The sequence below is a fragment of the Neobacillus sp. WH10 genome (assembly GCF_030123405.1).
GTDB lineage: Bacteria > Bacillota > Bacilli > Bacillales > Cytobacillaceae > Neobacillus.
Genome location: NZ_CP126110.1, coordinates 5046465 through 5061659, shown reverse-complemented (window position 1 = coordinate 5061659; position 15195 = coordinate 5046465). Strand labels below are relative to the sequence as shown.

Here is a 15195-nt window from a genome sequence, read left to right as displayed (position 1 = left end):
AATTTTTCGTAAAAAGATACTATATTGATAGACATTATATGGAACTATTAATTTTTACTTTTAGATGGAGGATAGCAATTTGGAGCAAACAATCTATTTAATTAGACATGGGGAAACAGTTTTAAATACACAAGGAAGATACCAGGGAGAGCTTGATTCTCCATTAACTCCAGACGGAATCGAACAGGTGAAAAATATATCAAAGTTATTAAAACTTGTAATTGATGAGCCTAATGAATGGGAAATTATTTCGAGTCCATTAGGCAGGACTTTGCAAAGTACAGAAATTATATGTGAAATACTTGGATATGATTTTAATAAAGTGACTACTGATAGTCGATTAAAAGAGGTTTCAGTTGGTTCTTGGGCGGGTTTAACCACACAAGAAATTGAAACTTCATGGCCAGAACTAATTAAAAATACTGATAATTACAATTGGTATTTCAATTCTCCAGATGGGGAGAGCTATGATTCAGTTGTGGAGAGAGTATCAGAATGGTTAGGAAGTATAAAGAATAAAAAGAAAGTCATCGCTGTATCGCATGGACTAACAGGAAGAATAATAAGAGGTGTTTACCAAAATTTTAAAAAAGATCAAACATTAACGTTGGAGGTTTCTCAAAATACTTTCTTTAAATTGACTAAAAATAATATTGAAAGATTTTGTTACGAATACGATGAATTTTGATTGAAGGTGTAACTATAGTTTCCTTTTTTCTTTATTTACATGATGAAAGCAATAGTAAAAGTTTTGGGAGAAGACTATTGGGGTATTATGCTAAAATTTATAAAAGGATATTGAAAGGACGTTATTAATGGATATTAGAAAACCTAACGATTCGGAACTTAAAAAGATTATGTTACTTTCTCCGCAAGCAGTATTTGATGGCACATTGGGTGAAGTAAAACCTACAAATGAGAAAATCAAGCATCTTGTTGAACCTCTACTGGAAAAGGGAAGCTATTATTTAATAGCAACAGAGAGCGATAATTTAATGGGGTGGATTCTTATAGGGGCGAGTAAAGACCAATTTACTGATAAGGTGAATGGATTTATTTATGAACTATTTGTTATAGAAGAATTTAGAGGGAAAGGGATTTCCAAACGGTTAATGAAAGCTGGTATTGACAATCTAAAACAAGCTGGATATTCAGAAGTCCGTCTAAGTGCATTTGCAGGGAACCGTGCAATTAAACTGTATGAAAAATTAGGATTTAGCATTAGAACAATTACTATGAATTTACAGGTAAGTAACTGACGTTTTTCACGAACGGGGGCGAATCTTCAATAAAGAAGATTCGCCCTTTTTCCTTATTCAAGTAACGGGAGTTTAGTGTAAGAAGAAATGCTATTGATAGAACAAACGAGGCTATATTTTAAGGAGGAAACCATGGGCTTGGAGCATGAGTTTTATCTTATTTCTAACACAACCGATGTAAAAGATTTTTGGATGATTAGAGAGAGAAACAACAGTGTTATTGACAGTGTTGTAATACATGATGATTTGATTCAATATATTTTTGACACATTAGAATGGATTCCAAGTAAAAATCCAGCGTTGAGTAGAACTCCAAATGGTCGAGGTCTTAACTATCATGGTGTTACACTTTTTGATAAGCAATCTTCTGTAACTTTAATAAGTATTTTTTCTTCGTGGAGAGATTTATTTAAAAATGCACCTAATATACTTGAGCTTACTGGAGAATTTGTTTATGCCAAAAGTGGCAAGATGTTGGGTGAATATGAAAAGAAAGTCTTCAATAAAGATGAAGTAATTAAGCAATTTGAAAAAATAATTTCAATGTCCGCACAATTAGCTGAAGGTGATTATTATTTATATCATTGCGGGATATAAAGATTGTGAAAAAATGTACTTAAGCTAACGGGCAGGATAGTTCAACAAAAATTTGGTTATTTGTGGTGAAATTTCATTAGATATGGGAGGGGAAATCAATGTTCCAAAACCAACAAGATAAAAAACTGAGGCAAAATAAGGTTCAAGGCTTATATAAAAAGATAAAACAACAGAATAGAGAAGATAAAAATACCAGCAAAATTGGGGCATTTATTGTAAGCATTAGTGTTTTTATAATGTTTTTACTTTATGTAATGCATGTACTGTTTAATTCGGGGGTTCGGTTTGCACAATTTTGGGGTATATAAAAAGAAATCCAAAAAGAAAGTTTAAATCTTTTATGTATCACTTTTGGTTGTTTAACACAAAGGTGCGATTCTTCAAGATGAAGATTGGATTTTTTCTTATCCACAAAAAGATTGTGAAATAATGCGCTTAAACTATCTGGGTGCAAGAGTTAAAGTATGGGATGGCTATGGTGATCCTTTTTTTCTTATTGTACTATCGGTCAGTTTTGTTGAAGAAGTATTATGGGTATTTGTGGTGAAATGTTTTATATTGGGGGGATTTTAATGGACTTATATTTTATTACAAATATGATAAGAAATATAATTTCAACATTTTTTCAGAATGGTATATGGGTAGTAGGCTTTTTTTACTTGTTAATTAAGATATTCGATAATAAAACTCTTAAAATCTTTTCGAAATACGTAATTGTAGTTGTTTTAGTGTTATTATTTATTCATTCAGTATTAGTGAGTATATAGTTATCAATATGAAAGAAAGATTGTGAAATAATGTACTTAAACTATAGGGTGCATTACTTGAATAGCCGGCAACCATTGCAGGCTATTTTTGTTATTCAACTAAATGGCAGGTTAGCGCAAGAAGGTATTTACAAATACTATATTGAATTATAATTATAATTAAGCTATCGAAACGGGGTCTAAAAATGGAGGATATTAAATTATTAATATCAAAATGGAGGCAAATACTACAAAATTTAGATAACAATAACGGCAAAGTCTCCCCTATCGAAATTGGAAAAAAAGCAACGACACAGGAGATAGAAGCAAAAGAAAAGGAACTGGGGTATCAATTACCTCCTTCTTATAAATACATACTACATAACTTAGGGAAATCGCTTTCCTTTTATTATTCATTTTCTAAAGATACAATGATTCCCAGTGAATTTAATGAAATATTTTCTGGAGAGATAAATTGGAATATTGACTTCCTTCAGAATTTAAATATGTTAGCTGACGAATTAATGGAAGATGGAGAAGATTATGGAAGGACACTTAGGGGGAAATTAGAGTTTTCTCACTCTGGAAATGGAGATGTTTACGCGTTTGATATGACTGTGGACAGTGATGAAAAACCAGTTATTTATTGGGAACATGAAGAAGACACAGTTACTTATATTGCGGATTCATTTATCGATTATTTATTTAGGATTACTGAACTAGGGTGTATTGGTAGTGAAAACTGGCAGTTTGAATATTTTCTAAATGATAAGGGATTGGACACTACAAGCCCAGCAGCAGTTAAGTGGAAGCATTGGTTCGAGTCATTTTCAGAGACAACCTTAGAAGATGTGAAAAATAACATGGAACAGCTAGTAGCATTCGTTGTTTATCGAAAGAAATTAGATGAAGAAACAATCGACTTATTCCAAAAATTTAATAGAAATGAGTTATTTCAGTATCTTTTAGAAGAATTACATAAAAAAGAGGCATTTAATGACAAGAAAATAATATGTGAGATTATCGGACGAGTGTTAGGAATACACGCAGAGACATGGGTTACAAGTTTATGGGAATCTAAACAGGATAATATAGATACTAAATTACGTTCCTATCTAACTTCAATGTGTACAAGTAAGGATAGGGGACTAACTTTAGTATTTAATTTTCTTGAACAAGAATCTGGTAAAAAGATAACTGGGTATGAAGCACTTTCCCATCTTGGTAATTTTCATTCAAGGGATGTTATTTCGTGGATGGAGAATCATGTTAAATTTCCTGTAACAGAAGGTTGGGATGAACTATTCGTAAGGTCAAATTTTTCATGGGATGACTTAGAAAGGTGGACCTCTTTAGAAGAGAAGCATGAAGCAACTACAATTCACGCATTAGAAATATATGTCCAAGAGAAGGTCGCAAACAATAAGTATCCTCATGTTATATCAGGTCTCCCATCAAATTCGGAATTTATTGATTTTTTTGTTAAATTACGTGCTACACAAGTTTTAAAAAAGCGGATACTACCCATAGAGAATGTTATACAAAACATCAATATTTTTTATTAGGTTTGTGAAAAAATGTACTTAAGCTAACGGGTGCAAGAGTTGAAGATCTAGCTGCAAATCAGGTAGTTCTTTTTCTTATTCAGCAAACGGGGAGTTTAACAAGGAAGAATTGTAATAGATGAAATTTATGGTTAATTAAAAATACAGAAATGATAGCAAAGGAGGAATTACAATGTCTTCCGAGGATCTTTGATTAGAGAGAAAAAGGATAAGTTCATGACAGAACTTACCCCAGCTCTTTTGTCATAAAAACGCTGTTCGGGTCTTCGACGTAGTCTGCAAAGGGCTCACAATATTCAAAGCCGAAATTCGCATACAGTTTTCTTGCCGGTTCAAAGGCAACCAACGACCCCGTCTCCAAACTGACCCGTTTATAGCCTCGCTTCATGGCTTCCCCAAGAATGTGCTGGAGCATTCGCCTGGCGACACCCTTCCTTAGATATGAGGATGAAGTTCTCATTGATTTAATCTCACCATGGGAGCTATCAAGTTCTTTTAGCGCTCCCATTCCAGTCAATTCACGGCCTTCCCAAGCGCTCCAAAAGGTGATGTCTGGTTGTCTTAGCTTTTCTAAATTTAAAGCATGGATGCTTTCCGGTGGAGAATACAAGGTCATGCCCTGAAGGTGTTCTCTTATCAATTCAGCCACTTCGGCTCCAGTTAAATCATCTTTTTTAATCATCATAAAAAAACCTCCCATTTTAAATCTTAAGTGTAACCCCACTACCCTTTCAACAATCATGTAAGAAAATCTTACAATAAAAAATACAACCCAAAGGATCGCATTTTTCGTAAATGACAACTGCCTTTCGTTCAATGCCATCAACCCTGACGGAGAAAGGTTTATCGCCCTAACTTTGTTGCCTTTTACTTTTTGCTCTGAGCGTTTTTTATGCCAATTATAATATTATTTACAATGTAAATTCGGTTGTTAATTCTGTTTCTATTTTGCCTTCTATATGCGTTTTTGTACTTCAAAAACTGAACTACTTAAATTAACTTCTGGTGGTTTTTTTCCGGATCCATTAAGGGGGAAAGTCAATTTGTGTATATTTTACAACTTTTCTAATCAACTTAAGAAATATACAAATTAGAAGAAGGTGTATTATGGCAAAAAATTGTTATCGGTCATTCACCATCATTTCTTTAAGCATGGTCTTTATACTAATATCTTCCTGCAGTCAGTCACAAAGAAAAGACGAAAATTACAGTACGAATAAAACTCCTCGGGAGGTTTTAGGTTTCTACACAGAACAGGAAGGAACATTACCAGGGTCTCAACCTACAGTTAACTCACAATTTACAAATTTAAGTATCATAGCACCCTTTTGGTATAAGCTTGATGATAAGCAACCAGGCAATCTTATAGATTCAGTTACAGTAGATCATAAAAAAATGGTTATTCAAAGTGCTCATGAAAAACGCCTAAAGGTATATATGGTTGTACATAATCTCTTCTATGAAACCGAGGAGAAGGGAAAGCAGGTAGCGAGTAATATACTCCAAAACGATAAAAACCGCTTTGTTTTCATTCAGAACTTACGGAATGAAATAAATCAGTTTAAATATGACGGTATTAATATTGACATGGAAAATTTGTATTTGACTGACAGAGAGTCCTTTAGTCTGATGATAAAAAAATTGTCTGAAGCTCTACATCGAGATGGAAAAGTGGTTACGGTTTCTGTCCCGGCAAACACAGGTGATTCCCGTGCTAATCCCTGGTCACCGTGGTTTGATTACGAAAAGCTTGGTCTATTTTCAGATAGGTTAATGATTATGACATACGATGAGCACAACCCAAGAACAACACCCGGGTCAACAGCTTCAGTCAATTGGACAGAAGCAACCATTCGTTATGCTTTGAAACATGGAGTACCACCATCAAAAATTTTACTCGGTATCGCTAGTTATGGATGGGACTGGGATACAACAGCAAATAAAACCTTGTATAGCTCCTATGCAATGTTAATGGGCCAGAAAACAAAATATAAAGCTAAAGTTATATGGGACTCTCGTTCACAAACACCTCATTTCAGTTACGTAGATAAAAAACATCATAGCCACCAGGCCTGGTTTGAGAATAGCCACAGTCTGCGGTTTAAGCTAGACCTTGTAGAAAAATATAACTTAAGGGGAATCGGGATTTGGCGACTTGGCTTAGAAGACCCAATGTACTGGACGACCATACCCGAGAAAATAAAAGTAAAAAAGTGATGGAATGGTCATCCTAACCCTGAATATAGGTTCTGAAACAAGGGATGCTCTAGATGGAATTGAGAAGCTTGAATTTTACCTAACGAGGGCAAGAATCGAAGATCTAGCTGCCAAAAATTCTTGGTGGCTTTTTCTTATTCAGCTAAGGGGCAGCATTTCTGTAATAAAAGAAATGGTGTTATTGAACGGGGGCTTTAATTAAGAGTAAAGCCCTTTTCTTCTTATCTATTACTCTACGTTTTCTTCAAAGGTTCCGAACGCTAAAGTCAGTGATTATTTTGACATCTAAAAATGACTATATTTTTTATAAACTATTTCTAGAAAATCAGGTATCTCTTCTGTTAAATCCGGATATCCAATTCTCGAGTTTATAAGTTCCTCTCTCAATGATTCGACACAGATCCTCAAGGGATTGGACTAGCTCTTTTAAACAATACAATCCGTTCCTTAATATTATGCCTTTTTCTCTTGCTATTTGAACTGAGTGTTCCATCCTGTACGAATTTTCCTGATATTGAAATTCAATATAACAACTGTCACGATTCCAATTGAAATTGAAATCTTCAATTTTTAAACGCCTCATAACGCTTTTAAGCTTTTTTTCATATATATCTTGTTCTGTCTGCATCCATTTGATCATACCATTTACCTACCTTCTTTATTTTATTCTTGGCTAATTCCTATCCATTGGAAGAATTGCAGAATATGGACTTATCTAAAGTAAAGTTACCCCAAGAGTGGTATATACAGTGGTTAGAGCGATTAAAAGAGAAGTAAATGGTAAACTTGTTCCATTAACGGGTGCAAGAGTTAAACAGAGGATTGCTACGGCAGCTCTTTTCTTATTCCACTATCGGTCAGGATAATTAAAGAAGCGTGTGAAAATGTGAGAACTTTCCGTAGATGTAATTTCTAACCCATAATCCCGAGTACTTACCACTAATAAGAACCCCTTCTGCCGAGATGCTAACGCTATCATTTTGTTAGCCATTATTCCGTAAGCTCTGTCACCCTTAGTTCTTTGTGCAGCAAAAATAACTGCATAATTAAGGTGGTACAGGAATTTCAATCTATAAGAGATTGGATGTAAAATTCATGCCATAATGTAACCCAAGATAACTGTAATCTAAGATTCTTTCCTATAAGTCTTCGATTTTCTGTTTTGTTGCAACAGCAAATATAATCTACGAACAAGTATTTCCTTCTTTTTTTTCTTCTCTAACACTTTACTTTTATGATTAAATGACATATTCGCACCTCAAAAAAATTATAATTTAGTATTTTGATTATTAATGACATATATGTATGTGTATGTTGAAGTTTGATAGAAATATCGTATTGGTTCGTAAGAAGGTTTACTTTTTACTTCTTTTAGGGGGTCTTTATTACCTCGATGTCTTGCTTATTAAGTGTGATCGATCGGACTTTTTGCTTACCGCTAATATTATTCGACAATATTTTTGTTTTTTTGTACTTCGTCTGTTAAGAATATCCTCTATAGGAAATGGACATTCCCAAATCTTTCAAAAGTAACACCCCTTTTTTCTTACCAAAACTATCTATACCGTAGGCAGAAGGTCGCTTCAAAGGATGATAAACTAACTTTTATAGAACCGATCAAGCGTGTGTGAAGAATAAGAACATAACAAAAGCGGGGTTTCTCCAGATTCCTCATTTGTAGTATGCTGAGGAATTTAAAAAATGAAATCGCCAGTGTTTACGAATGGCTAACGGGTGAGTTAGTTAAATAAGAAGCAAAAAAGGATCTTCAATCGAAGAACCTTTTTTTTATTTCCGATAACGGGGATTATTGTAACAAGCCCCTTCCCAAGTCCTGGGAAGGGGCATATAACTTGTAGCAATTACTAAAGATGAGTGTCATTGAGTCTTGAAACTTTTTTACCATCTCTATAGTCAATGCAAGAAACTTCAATTAATAAACCATTAAATACTGTGAAATAAAAACCATAACTATTTCCTCTCATTGTATAAGGCTCCTTGTCTATTTCAATGCCCCCAGTTACTAAACGATCATATGCTTGATCAACCTCACTTGAAGTATCCACCAAAAAACCAATATGAAAAGCTTCAGGATATCTAATATCCTTTTTCCCCTTAAATGCTTTTGGATCACTTAACACGAGAATAAATCCACTCTCATCACTCATCACTACAAGAGCTTTTCCCTTTTGTTCCAAAAATTGAAAATCAAAATATGTTTCAAAGAAATGTCTAGCTTCTGATAAATCATCAACACATAGATTTAAATGATTCAACCTCATTCACTCATCTCCTTTTAACAATGATTATTCAGAAATAAACGTATTGACCTATATCCGTAACACTTGTGTGCTCTTCTTCTAACGTGCAAATATTACTGATATGGGTTTCTTGTTCTTTATAGTTAGGTCAACCAGATTATATATATGCCACATAACATCACAATTATTCTTTTCTTACCTTTAAGTTAATCCCACATATAGGAAGAGCATATTTTGAACAATCATTTTCAAAACATGCTCTTCCTTCTTCATCTATCAATCTTTATTCCAAAGCTACAGACAATTAGCAAGGCTACCTATAATGTTTATCGTTAGTTAACTAACGACAAGTAAGGAGGATAAGTGGATGATAATTCGTTAAACCAATTTACATCCATATAAAACTATGAAAGGAGGAGAGTTATAAAATGCAGAACATGAACAAATATTTTCGTGCGAGTGTGAGTATGGTTTACATTATGACCAATAATGAAGTAATGAATCAAATCATTGCCTTTTACAGGGACATGAATGGAATGCTTACCTTTACGGGTTCCTACCCAACTTATGGTAGGGGTACTGGTACAAAGGAAGTCTCTACTGCAACAGCAAACGATGGTATCGATCCTCTTGCGTCACAAGGCGCCCTAACTTTGTCGCGTGATGGACGTTTCCTGCTTGCAGTTAACGCAGGCAGCCATAGTATCAGCAGCTTTATCATTACTGACAGCGGTGCACCCGTTCTCGTGGATGTGAAGCCATCAGGAGGTGCTCAGCCTAATAGCGTAGATGTGTTTGGTAATCTTGTCTATGTTTCCAATGTAGGGAATGTGGCTAACAATTTCGCCTCTAATATCACTGGTTTTCGTCTAGATAATAACGGACGCCTTACTCCTATTCCTGGATCCACTCATTCTCTCAGTACCTTCAATGCTCAGCCGGCGCAGGTTCTCTTCACTCCAGATGGCAGTAAAATCCTTGTATCCGAGCTTACTTCCAACCATCTCACTGTATTCCATGTGAATCAAAATGGTACGGTTACAAGGCCAATCGTTAATGATTCTTATGGTGCAGGACCATTGGGCGCTTATTTTCTATCCTCAGGAATCCTCTTAGTTACGGAAGCAGTTGCAAATGCGCTGTCATCCTATTCAATGAGAAGCGACGGTACCCTTCATGTAATCAGCGGTTCTATACCGAACGGATATCAGACCGCTTGTTGGGTTGTAACTACGAGGGATGAACGTTTTGCATATATTACCAACACCTTAAGCGGTACCATCTCCACTTACCTAATCGATCGAAGTGGAGCTTTATCGGTTGTCATGCATATCACCAGTACACCCAAAGGCACAGCTCCTGGTCTGCCGATGGATGTTGGAGTGAGTAAAGATGGACGGCATTTTTACACCCTAAACGGAAATCAGGGTACAGTCTCCGTATTTAATATCCAAGATGATGGAAGTTTGGTTAGATTGCAGGTTGCTGCTTGGACTAACTTTCCTTATTTAGGATCGCAAGGGTTAGCTGTTCTTTAATTCTAGTTACAAAATTGCAGGTATAAGTAACTGATTTCTTTCACGAACGGGAGCGATTCTTCAATAATGAAGGTTCTCCCTTTTCCTTATTCAAGTTACGAATCAGGTTGAATTAAGGTTTTGGATCAAATAATCGAATCATCAGTGTCTTTATTTAAGTATCAATAAATCTTCCGGTTTTTTACTTTTTATATTAATCAAAAAAGAAAAGCATAAAGAATTTAAAATAATATTAGGTATAGTCAATGGTTAAAGGTTCTTATAATATTGATAAGCAGCAAAAGTTTGTTTACTTATACCTATAAACTTCGAAAAAATTCTAATATTTTAAGTAGTACAATTTTTTATGTTGTATAATGGGTTTATATTCCATTATTTAAAGGTGATAAGATGAGTATTAAGTTTAAAGAGATTATCTCAACAAAAGAAGAATTTGAAGAGTTCCGTTCATTTATTGGGCAACCAAGTCAAAGAGCCGCTAATAAAGTAATTTCTTTTATCGACCAGCATTGCAGAGACTTTATTTCTAAGTCACCATTTTTGTCCTTGTCAACTTCTAATTCGGAAGGGCAATGTGATGTTTCACCAAGAGGAGATTCCCCTGGGTTTGTGACAGTTCTTGATGACCAGCATTTGTTTATTCCAGAACGACCAGGAAATCGAAGAATGGACTCCGCCGAAAACATTATTACCAACCCTAATATCGGGCTTCTATTTTTCATACCTGGTTTAGGAGAAACATTAAGAATAAATGGGAAAGCTTATATTTGTCGTGATCCAGAGCTTCTAGCAATGAACACAGTAAATGGTCGAGTCCCTTTATTTGGTATTTTAGTAGAGGTAGAGGAGTGCTTTGCACATTGTGCTAAAGCTTTCATTCGATCAGAATTATGGAACCCGGATTCATGGTTAACAAAAGAGAATCTTCCCTCAGTTCCTCAAATGTTGGTGGCTCACTCTAAAATACCCAATGTTACTGCTGATCAAGTAGCAAAGGATTTACAAGAAGGCTATAAAAGTCGACTTTATTAAATAAGTGACAGGAGAGGTGAGACTTTCAATTAAAGTAGCTTTCACCCGTTTAATAGAGAGCTTATCGCATTACAAGGGTAAAAAATGAGAGACTAGCTTTCCCCTAGTCTCAAAATTGACATAGGTGCATTTTTAACTAAACGTTTAATTAAAATTCAATACTCCCGCTACCGCTTATGGGTGCTAAAATAAAAGTAAGCCCGTTCAAAATGAAAGGAAGTCCAGTAAGATGATATAGAAAGTAATTTTCTTCTTGGCTTTGCTATAGCAATTTTTTTGACCGGAGTTATTTCGTTCACAGCCTGATGGATAAAGAAGAAGGTCACCAGCGAAGAAATGGACAACATGATATTAAGGGAACTAACCAGTATAATATCAAGGCGGTATGCCTCTACCCCGTATTTCATGATCCAACTTGATAGACATACGATATATATCAGTTCATTCGCACAGTATATGAGTGTTATTAGTTGAAAAAGCTTGTATGTCTTCTTTTCAAAAAACAACTCTTTTGTTATTTTTCTGTCATATCCCCTCATCGCCATCAGATCCAACGACTCTAACGGACGGTTTAGTTCAATCTGAAATCACAAAAAAAAATAAAAAAGGCTCTGAAATAGCGCCATTTTTTATCTTTTAGTCCAATCAGCAACTCTTATATATGAAACTTTTTGGGGAATTGTTCCATAATCCCATTCGTTATTGTATCCGCCATTTGTAAAGCTTCCAACTCAATTTTATCAAACACAGCAATACTTGATTTAAAATCTCCTTGAAGTATAAATACTGCTTCCTTTGTAGTAAGTGCCAAATGCTCGAAAAACATTTCTCTGAATTCATTTAGTGGTATAAAAGGATTTATTCTATTTAGGAATTCGGCAATTTCTTCTCCATTTGCGTACCATTTTCTCTCTAAAGCTGCTACAGCTTTTTGATTGCCTGCTTTTGCGGCTTTGACAATTTCCGCAGCAATTACCAGGTGCTCCCTTATTAAGCTGCTGAACTTTGCGGCTATTTTATTTCCATAGTAAGGCTTTAGTAAATTTCCCATATCTGTAGCGTTCCGGAGAAGACGTGCAGTATTAAAGTCTAAATCAGGTAAATTAAAAGCAATGCTATTGATCGTCAATCTTGTCCAGTATACGTGGCTAATCGTTTATTCAAACAAATCAAAAAAAGAATCGGTTGTTAATACGATCCAGATTATTTCCTTATTGAAGTAACGGATGCTTGAGTTCAAAAAATGAAAGGTTGATAATAATTAGGAATTTGGATTTGGGGGAGAAAATGATGTTTGTTAAAGTTTATCAGTATCATATTCAGAAAGATAAAGTAGATGAGTATTTAGGGATACAGGAAAAAGCATTAGAAATCTATAGTAGGTATTTAGATTTTCATACAATTTATCTAAATAGCAAGGACGATGTTACAAAGTGGATAGAGATTTCTAGATATAAGGATGAAGATGAATACCAAAAAAGTATGAAATTAATTAATGAACAGGAAGAAATCCAAGAACTATTCAAAGCATTTCAGTCTCTTTTGGATACAAATAAGAGTGAAATAAGTGAAGAAGACTTTGTAGAAAAGAAAGAAAAATATACTTTATAGAAATCTATACTATTTAACTTACTTGAAGTTTTCTTTTTAATTTTAGTGATCAGCTACTAAAATTCGATCTTTAGCTTTCGGGGACTTAACTGAATTACGGTGTTGGAGTGAATAGGAGTGAGGAGGAGTTTTGGGGTGCTTAAAGTGGAGATAAGAAGGCCAAGAATCGAAGACATAAAAGAGTTAAATTCATTTTTTAGAATTGTGATTACTGATACGTTTATTAAAGAAGGTTTAGGTGAGAGGTTGAATGATATTAATGATGAAGTAGAAATTAAGGAAAAATACTTAGAAAGTGATTTTGAAAGCAATGGTGAGAAAAGATATTTTTTGATTGCTTTAGATGGCTATAAAATTATTGGTTCAATTGAATATGGCCCAGCTAGTGATCTCATATGTAAATGTACAAGCAACGCTTTCAAAGAGCTAATTGAGGTAGGTACTGTATTTGTTCATCCTGACTACCAGAGAATGGGGGTAGGGAATTTGTTATTGAATACAATGTATATTACTTTACAGAATAAAGGTATAGAAGAATTTTGTGTAGATTAGTGCACAAAAAATCTGGAAAAAGAAATTTGGAGACCCTAATTATTTGTTAAAGGATTATTGGGACATAGGATTCGATCATATGATTTGGAGGATCAAGGTCACCGATTGGGTATTAGGTTGATTGAAAAGTAAGTGCTTCTTCAAAGAACGTTTGTGAGGAATTATACTTAAAGTAACAGGGGTTTTCCCTCATTAACATATAGTTTTAAGTGTAAAAATGATTATTGAATTAATGGTAAAAACTTTATTAAAAAATTCAGGAAATAGAAGGGTGACTATATGCTAAGATGTGCCTGGTGTATGAAAAAAATTAGTAATAACAAGCCAGTATTTGGGTTAAGTGTTAAGTTTGCGGAAGGTATAGATTATACCGAAAGTGAAGGTAATATTATTCAGATCGGTTTAAGTACTCGGAACACAAGCGTCCCGATGATTGTAACAGCGAGAGAGTCTGAAGCAAAATTACAAGGAACTGATGGTATATTTGCTTTATGTAGTGAGAAATGCGGGATGAAAATGAAGGATTCTTTAACAAAGGAATTAGCAATGTTTAAAGAATTTAAAGATATTGCCCTAAAATAATATAAGTGTGTGTATTGTAACAAATATATAATTCCATTAGAAATTATAGAAATGAGTGGTTTGAATGGATTTGCGTTATCCTATTGGAAAGTTTGATCATGAAGGAGATCCCACAACTGAAGTATTAGAGAGGTGGATAAATGAGATTGAAGAACTTCCATTTGAATTAAAAGAAGCTGTGAAGGGTTTAAGTGATGAACAGTTAGATACAGCTTATCGTTCTGAAGGATGGACCATTCGTCAAGTGGTCCATCACATTGCAGACAGCCATTTAAATAGCTACACTCGTTTTAAGTTGGCCCTCACAGAAAACAATCCTACCATTAAACTGTATGAGGAACGGAATTGGGCTGAGCTCCCTGATTCGAAGTTACCAGTCGACGTTTCATTAAAACTAATAGAAGCTTTACATAGTAGATGGGTTTGTCTATTACGTTCAATGAAAGAAGATGAACTAGGGAGGACTTTCCAACACCCAGAATCAGGTGTTGTTAAGCTAAGCATAAATATTGGGATCTATGCTTGGCATGGGCGACATCATGTTGCACATATTACTTCTCTTCGATTAGGGTGGTAATGAGATAATTTACTATATATTTTTTTAAAAAAAGTTTAATAGAAGACTTATTTGTACATAATCACACCGAATTTAAAAATAGTTGTTGCTCCATTAAAGGATGCTTTAATTAAAAAAGAAAACTAGAGACCACTGCAAAAGTGGTCTTTCATTTTATATACATAAAGAACGTTCGTTCGTTTATAATGATACTGAGGTGATTGTTATGGCGATACGAGACAGAGGTAAAATCAAATGGACTGCGGCTTATATCCAGCCCGAACAAGCAAAGATGCAGCGGGATTTTTGGCGCGATACTGAGAGGATAAAGAAGCCAATCATTGACGAACATGAGGCGGAGGAGTTCGACCTGCGTATAACTTATGCGATGGAATACGACCATGCGGTTAAAGTAACGATATGGGATAACGGATTTATTTACGACTTTAAAGGCCGAGTTCATTACGTGGATCCTATTAATCATGAGCTGCGTATTGAAGTAAAACCTGGTGAATTTGAACAATTGGCATTCGATAGTGTGGTCGAAGTAAAGGTCGTTAATTAAGTGGAAATAAACCTATTCTTCTTTTTGACCAAGAAATTATTTTATATATCACTTTTAAATAAAGAGAAAATGGATTAATATTATATAAAAAAGTCTATATATTATTTATTTTAT

General features: G+C 34.6%; 16 protein-coding genes and 1 pseudogene. 14 read left to right on the top strand and 3 right to left on the bottom strand.

Features of this window, described 5'->3' with window-relative positions; translation table 11 throughout:
* Positions 1-79 precede the first annotated feature (79 nt).
* The 5 genes from QNH20_RS24445 to QNH20_RS24425 all read left to right on the top strand — a co-directional run bounded on the left by QNH20_RS24445 (position 80) and on the right by QNH20_RS24425 (position 4167).
* A complete protein-coding gene (locus QNH20_RS24445) occupies positions 80-688 on the top strand; it encodes a histidine phosphatase family protein (protein WP_283920523.1) in 609 nt (202 codons plus the stop codon).
* Positions 689-815: 127 nt separating this feature from the next.
* Entirely contained in the window at positions 816-1259 is a 444-nt protein-coding gene (locus tag QNH20_RS24440) for a GNAT family N-acetyltransferase (protein WP_283920522.1), read from the top strand.
* A 132-nt stretch (positions 1260-1391) separates the two neighbouring features.
* Positions 1392-1856 carry a hypothetical protein gene (locus QNH20_RS24435; protein ID WP_283920521.1) on the top strand — a complete coding sequence of 155 codons (465 nt, stop codon included), beginning with the start codon at positions 1392-1394 and terminating at the stop codon, positions 1854-1856.
* Between the two features lie 98 nt (positions 1857-1954).
* Positions 1955-2164 (top strand): hypothetical protein, encoded by a 210-nt coding sequence (locus QNH20_RS24430; RefSeq protein WP_283920520.1) that lies wholly within the window; start codon positions 1955-1957, stop codon positions 2162-2164.
* Positions 2165-2808: 644 nt separating this feature from the next.
* Positions 2809-4167 carry an SMI1/KNR4 family protein gene (locus QNH20_RS24425; RefSeq protein ID WP_283920519.1) on the top strand — a complete coding sequence of 453 codons (1359 nt, stop codon included), beginning with the start codon at positions 2809-2811 and terminating at the stop codon, positions 4165-4167.
* Positions 4168-4393: 226 nt separating this feature from the next.
* Here the strand turns inward: QNH20_RS24425 and QNH20_RS24420 are convergent, their stop codons facing one another.
* Positions 4394-4852: a GNAT family N-acetyltransferase gene (locus QNH20_RS24420; RefSeq protein WP_283920518.1), complete on the bottom strand. Its 459-nt coding sequence runs from the start codon at positions 4850-4852 to the stop codon at positions 4394-4396.
* Between the two features lie 422 nt (positions 4853-5274).
* On the opposite strand from QNH20_RS24420, the gene QNH20_RS24415 reads away from it, so the two are divergent.
* Positions 5275-6384, top strand: a complete 1110-nt coding sequence (locus QNH20_RS24415) for a glycosyl hydrolase family 18 protein (RefSeq protein ID WP_283920517.1) — start codon at positions 5275-5277, stop codon at positions 6382-6384.
* A gap of 4 nt (positions 6385-6388) precedes the next feature.
* Positions 6389-6586, top strand: a complete 198-nt coding sequence (locus QNH20_RS24410; protein ID WP_283920516.1) for a hypothetical protein — start codon at positions 6389-6391, stop codon at positions 6584-6586.
* Positions 6587-8249: 1663 nt separating this feature from the next.
* Here QNH20_RS24410 and QNH20_RS24405 read toward each other — a convergent pair.
* Positions 8250-8666: a VOC family protein gene (locus QNH20_RS24405; RefSeq protein WP_283920515.1), complete on the bottom strand. Its 417-nt coding sequence runs from the start codon at positions 8664-8666 to the stop codon at positions 8250-8252.
* 407 nt (positions 8667-9073) lie between these two features.
* Between QNH20_RS24405 and QNH20_RS24400 the strand changes: the two genes are divergently transcribed.
* Positions 9074-10183 (top strand): lactonase family protein, encoded by a 1110-nt coding sequence (locus QNH20_RS24400; protein WP_283920514.1) that lies wholly within the window; start codon positions 9074-9076, stop codon positions 10181-10183.
* Positions 10184-10573: 390 nt separating this feature from the next.
* Entirely contained in the window at positions 10574-11215 is a 642-nt protein-coding gene (locus QNH20_RS24395) for a pyridoxamine 5'-phosphate oxidase family protein (protein ID WP_283920513.1), read from the top strand.
* A 655-nt stretch (positions 11216-11870) separates the two neighbouring features.
* On the opposite strand, the gene QNH20_RS24390 is transcribed toward QNH20_RS24395, so the two are convergent.
* Positions 11871-12266 carry an acetylglutamate kinase gene (locus QNH20_RS24390; RefSeq protein ID WP_283920512.1) on the bottom strand — a complete coding sequence of 132 codons (396 nt, stop codon included), beginning with the start codon at positions 12264-12266 and terminating at the stop codon, positions 11871-11873.
* A gap of 236 nt (positions 12267-12502) precedes the next feature.
* Here QNH20_RS24390 and QNH20_RS24385 point away from each other — a divergent pair, with 236 nt between their 5' ends.
* The 5 genes and pseudogenes from QNH20_RS24385 (at position 12503) to QNH20_RS24365 (ending at position 15081) form a co-directional block, all read left to right on the top strand.
* A complete protein-coding gene (locus tag QNH20_RS24385; protein ID WP_283920511.1) occupies positions 12503-12826 on the top strand; it encodes a hypothetical protein in 324 nt (107 codons plus the stop codon).
* A gap of 135 nt (positions 12827-12961) precedes the next feature.
* Positions 12962-13499: pseudogene (locus QNH20_RS24380) on the top strand (GNAT family N-acetyltransferase).
* Positions 13500-13678: 179 nt separating this feature from the next.
* On the top strand, positions 13679-13960 hold the full coding sequence (locus QNH20_RS24375) for a hypothetical protein (RefSeq protein WP_283920510.1): 282 nt from the start codon (positions 13679-13681) through the stop codon (positions 13958-13960).
* 64 nt (positions 13961-14024) lie between these two features.
* The gene (locus QNH20_RS24370; protein WP_283920509.1) at positions 14025-14537 is read left to right on the top strand and encodes a YfiT family bacillithiol transferase; all 513 of its coding nucleotides are present in this window, start codon (positions 14025-14027) and stop codon (positions 14535-14537) included.
* 205 nt (positions 14538-14742) lie between these two features.
* Entirely contained in the window at positions 14743-15081 is a 339-nt protein-coding gene (locus QNH20_RS24365; protein WP_283920508.1) for a YolD-like family protein, read from the top strand.
* The last annotated feature ends 114 nt before the right edge of the window (positions 15082-15195 follow it).

Coding starts and splice junctions, on each gene's coding strand:
- QNH20_RS24440 (WP_283920522.1), top strand. CDS start 816: ATGGATATTAGAAAACCTAACGATTCGGAACTTAAAAAGATTATGTTA.
- QNH20_RS24435 (WP_283920521.1), top strand. CDS start 1,392: ATGGGCTTGGAGCATGAGTTTTATCTTATTTCTAACACAACCGATGTA.
- QNH20_RS24430 (WP_283920520.1), top strand. CDS start 1,955: ATGTTCCAAAACCAACAAGATAAAAAACTGAGGCAAAATAAGGTTCAA.
- QNH20_RS24425 (WP_283920519.1), top strand. CDS start 2,809: ATGGAGGATATTAAATTATTAATATCAAAATGGAGGCAAATACTACAA.
- QNH20_RS24420 (WP_283920518.1), bottom strand. CDS start 4,852: ATGATGATTAAAAAAGATGATTTAACTGGAGCCGAAGTGGCTGAATTG.
- QNH20_RS24415 (WP_283920517.1), top strand. CDS start 5,275: ATGGCAAAAAATTGTTATCGGTCATTCACCATCATTTCTTTAAGCATG.
- QNH20_RS24410 (WP_283920516.1), top strand. CDS start 6,389: ATGGTCATCCTAACCCTGAATATAGGTTCTGAAACAAGGGATGCTCTA.
- QNH20_RS24405 (WP_283920515.1), bottom strand. CDS start 8,666: ATGAGGTTGAATCATTTAAATCTATGTGTTGATGATTTATCAGAAGCT.
- QNH20_RS24400 (WP_283920514.1), top strand. CDS start 9,074: ATGCAGAACATGAACAAATATTTTCGTGCGAGTGTGAGTATGGTTTAC.
- QNH20_RS24395 (WP_283920513.1), top strand. CDS start 10,574: ATGAGTATTAAGTTTAAAGAGATTATCTCAACAAAAGAAGAATTTGAA.
- QNH20_RS24390 (WP_283920512.1), bottom strand. CDS start 12,266: ATGGGAAATTTACTAAAGCCTTACTATGGAAATAAAATAGCCGCAAAG.
- QNH20_RS24385 (WP_283920511.1), top strand. CDS start 12,503: ATGATGTTTGTTAAAGTTTATCAGTATCATATTCAGAAAGATAAAGTA.
- QNH20_RS24375 (WP_283920510.1), top strand. CDS start 13,679: ATGAAAAAAATTAGTAATAACAAGCCAGTATTTGGGTTAAGTGTTAAG.
- QNH20_RS24370 (WP_283920509.1), top strand. CDS start 14,025: ATGGATTTGCGTTATCCTATTGGAAAGTTTGATCATGAAGGAGATCCC.
- QNH20_RS24365 (WP_283920508.1), top strand. CDS start 14,743: ATGGCGATACGAGACAGAGGTAAAATCAAATGGACTGCGGCTTATATC.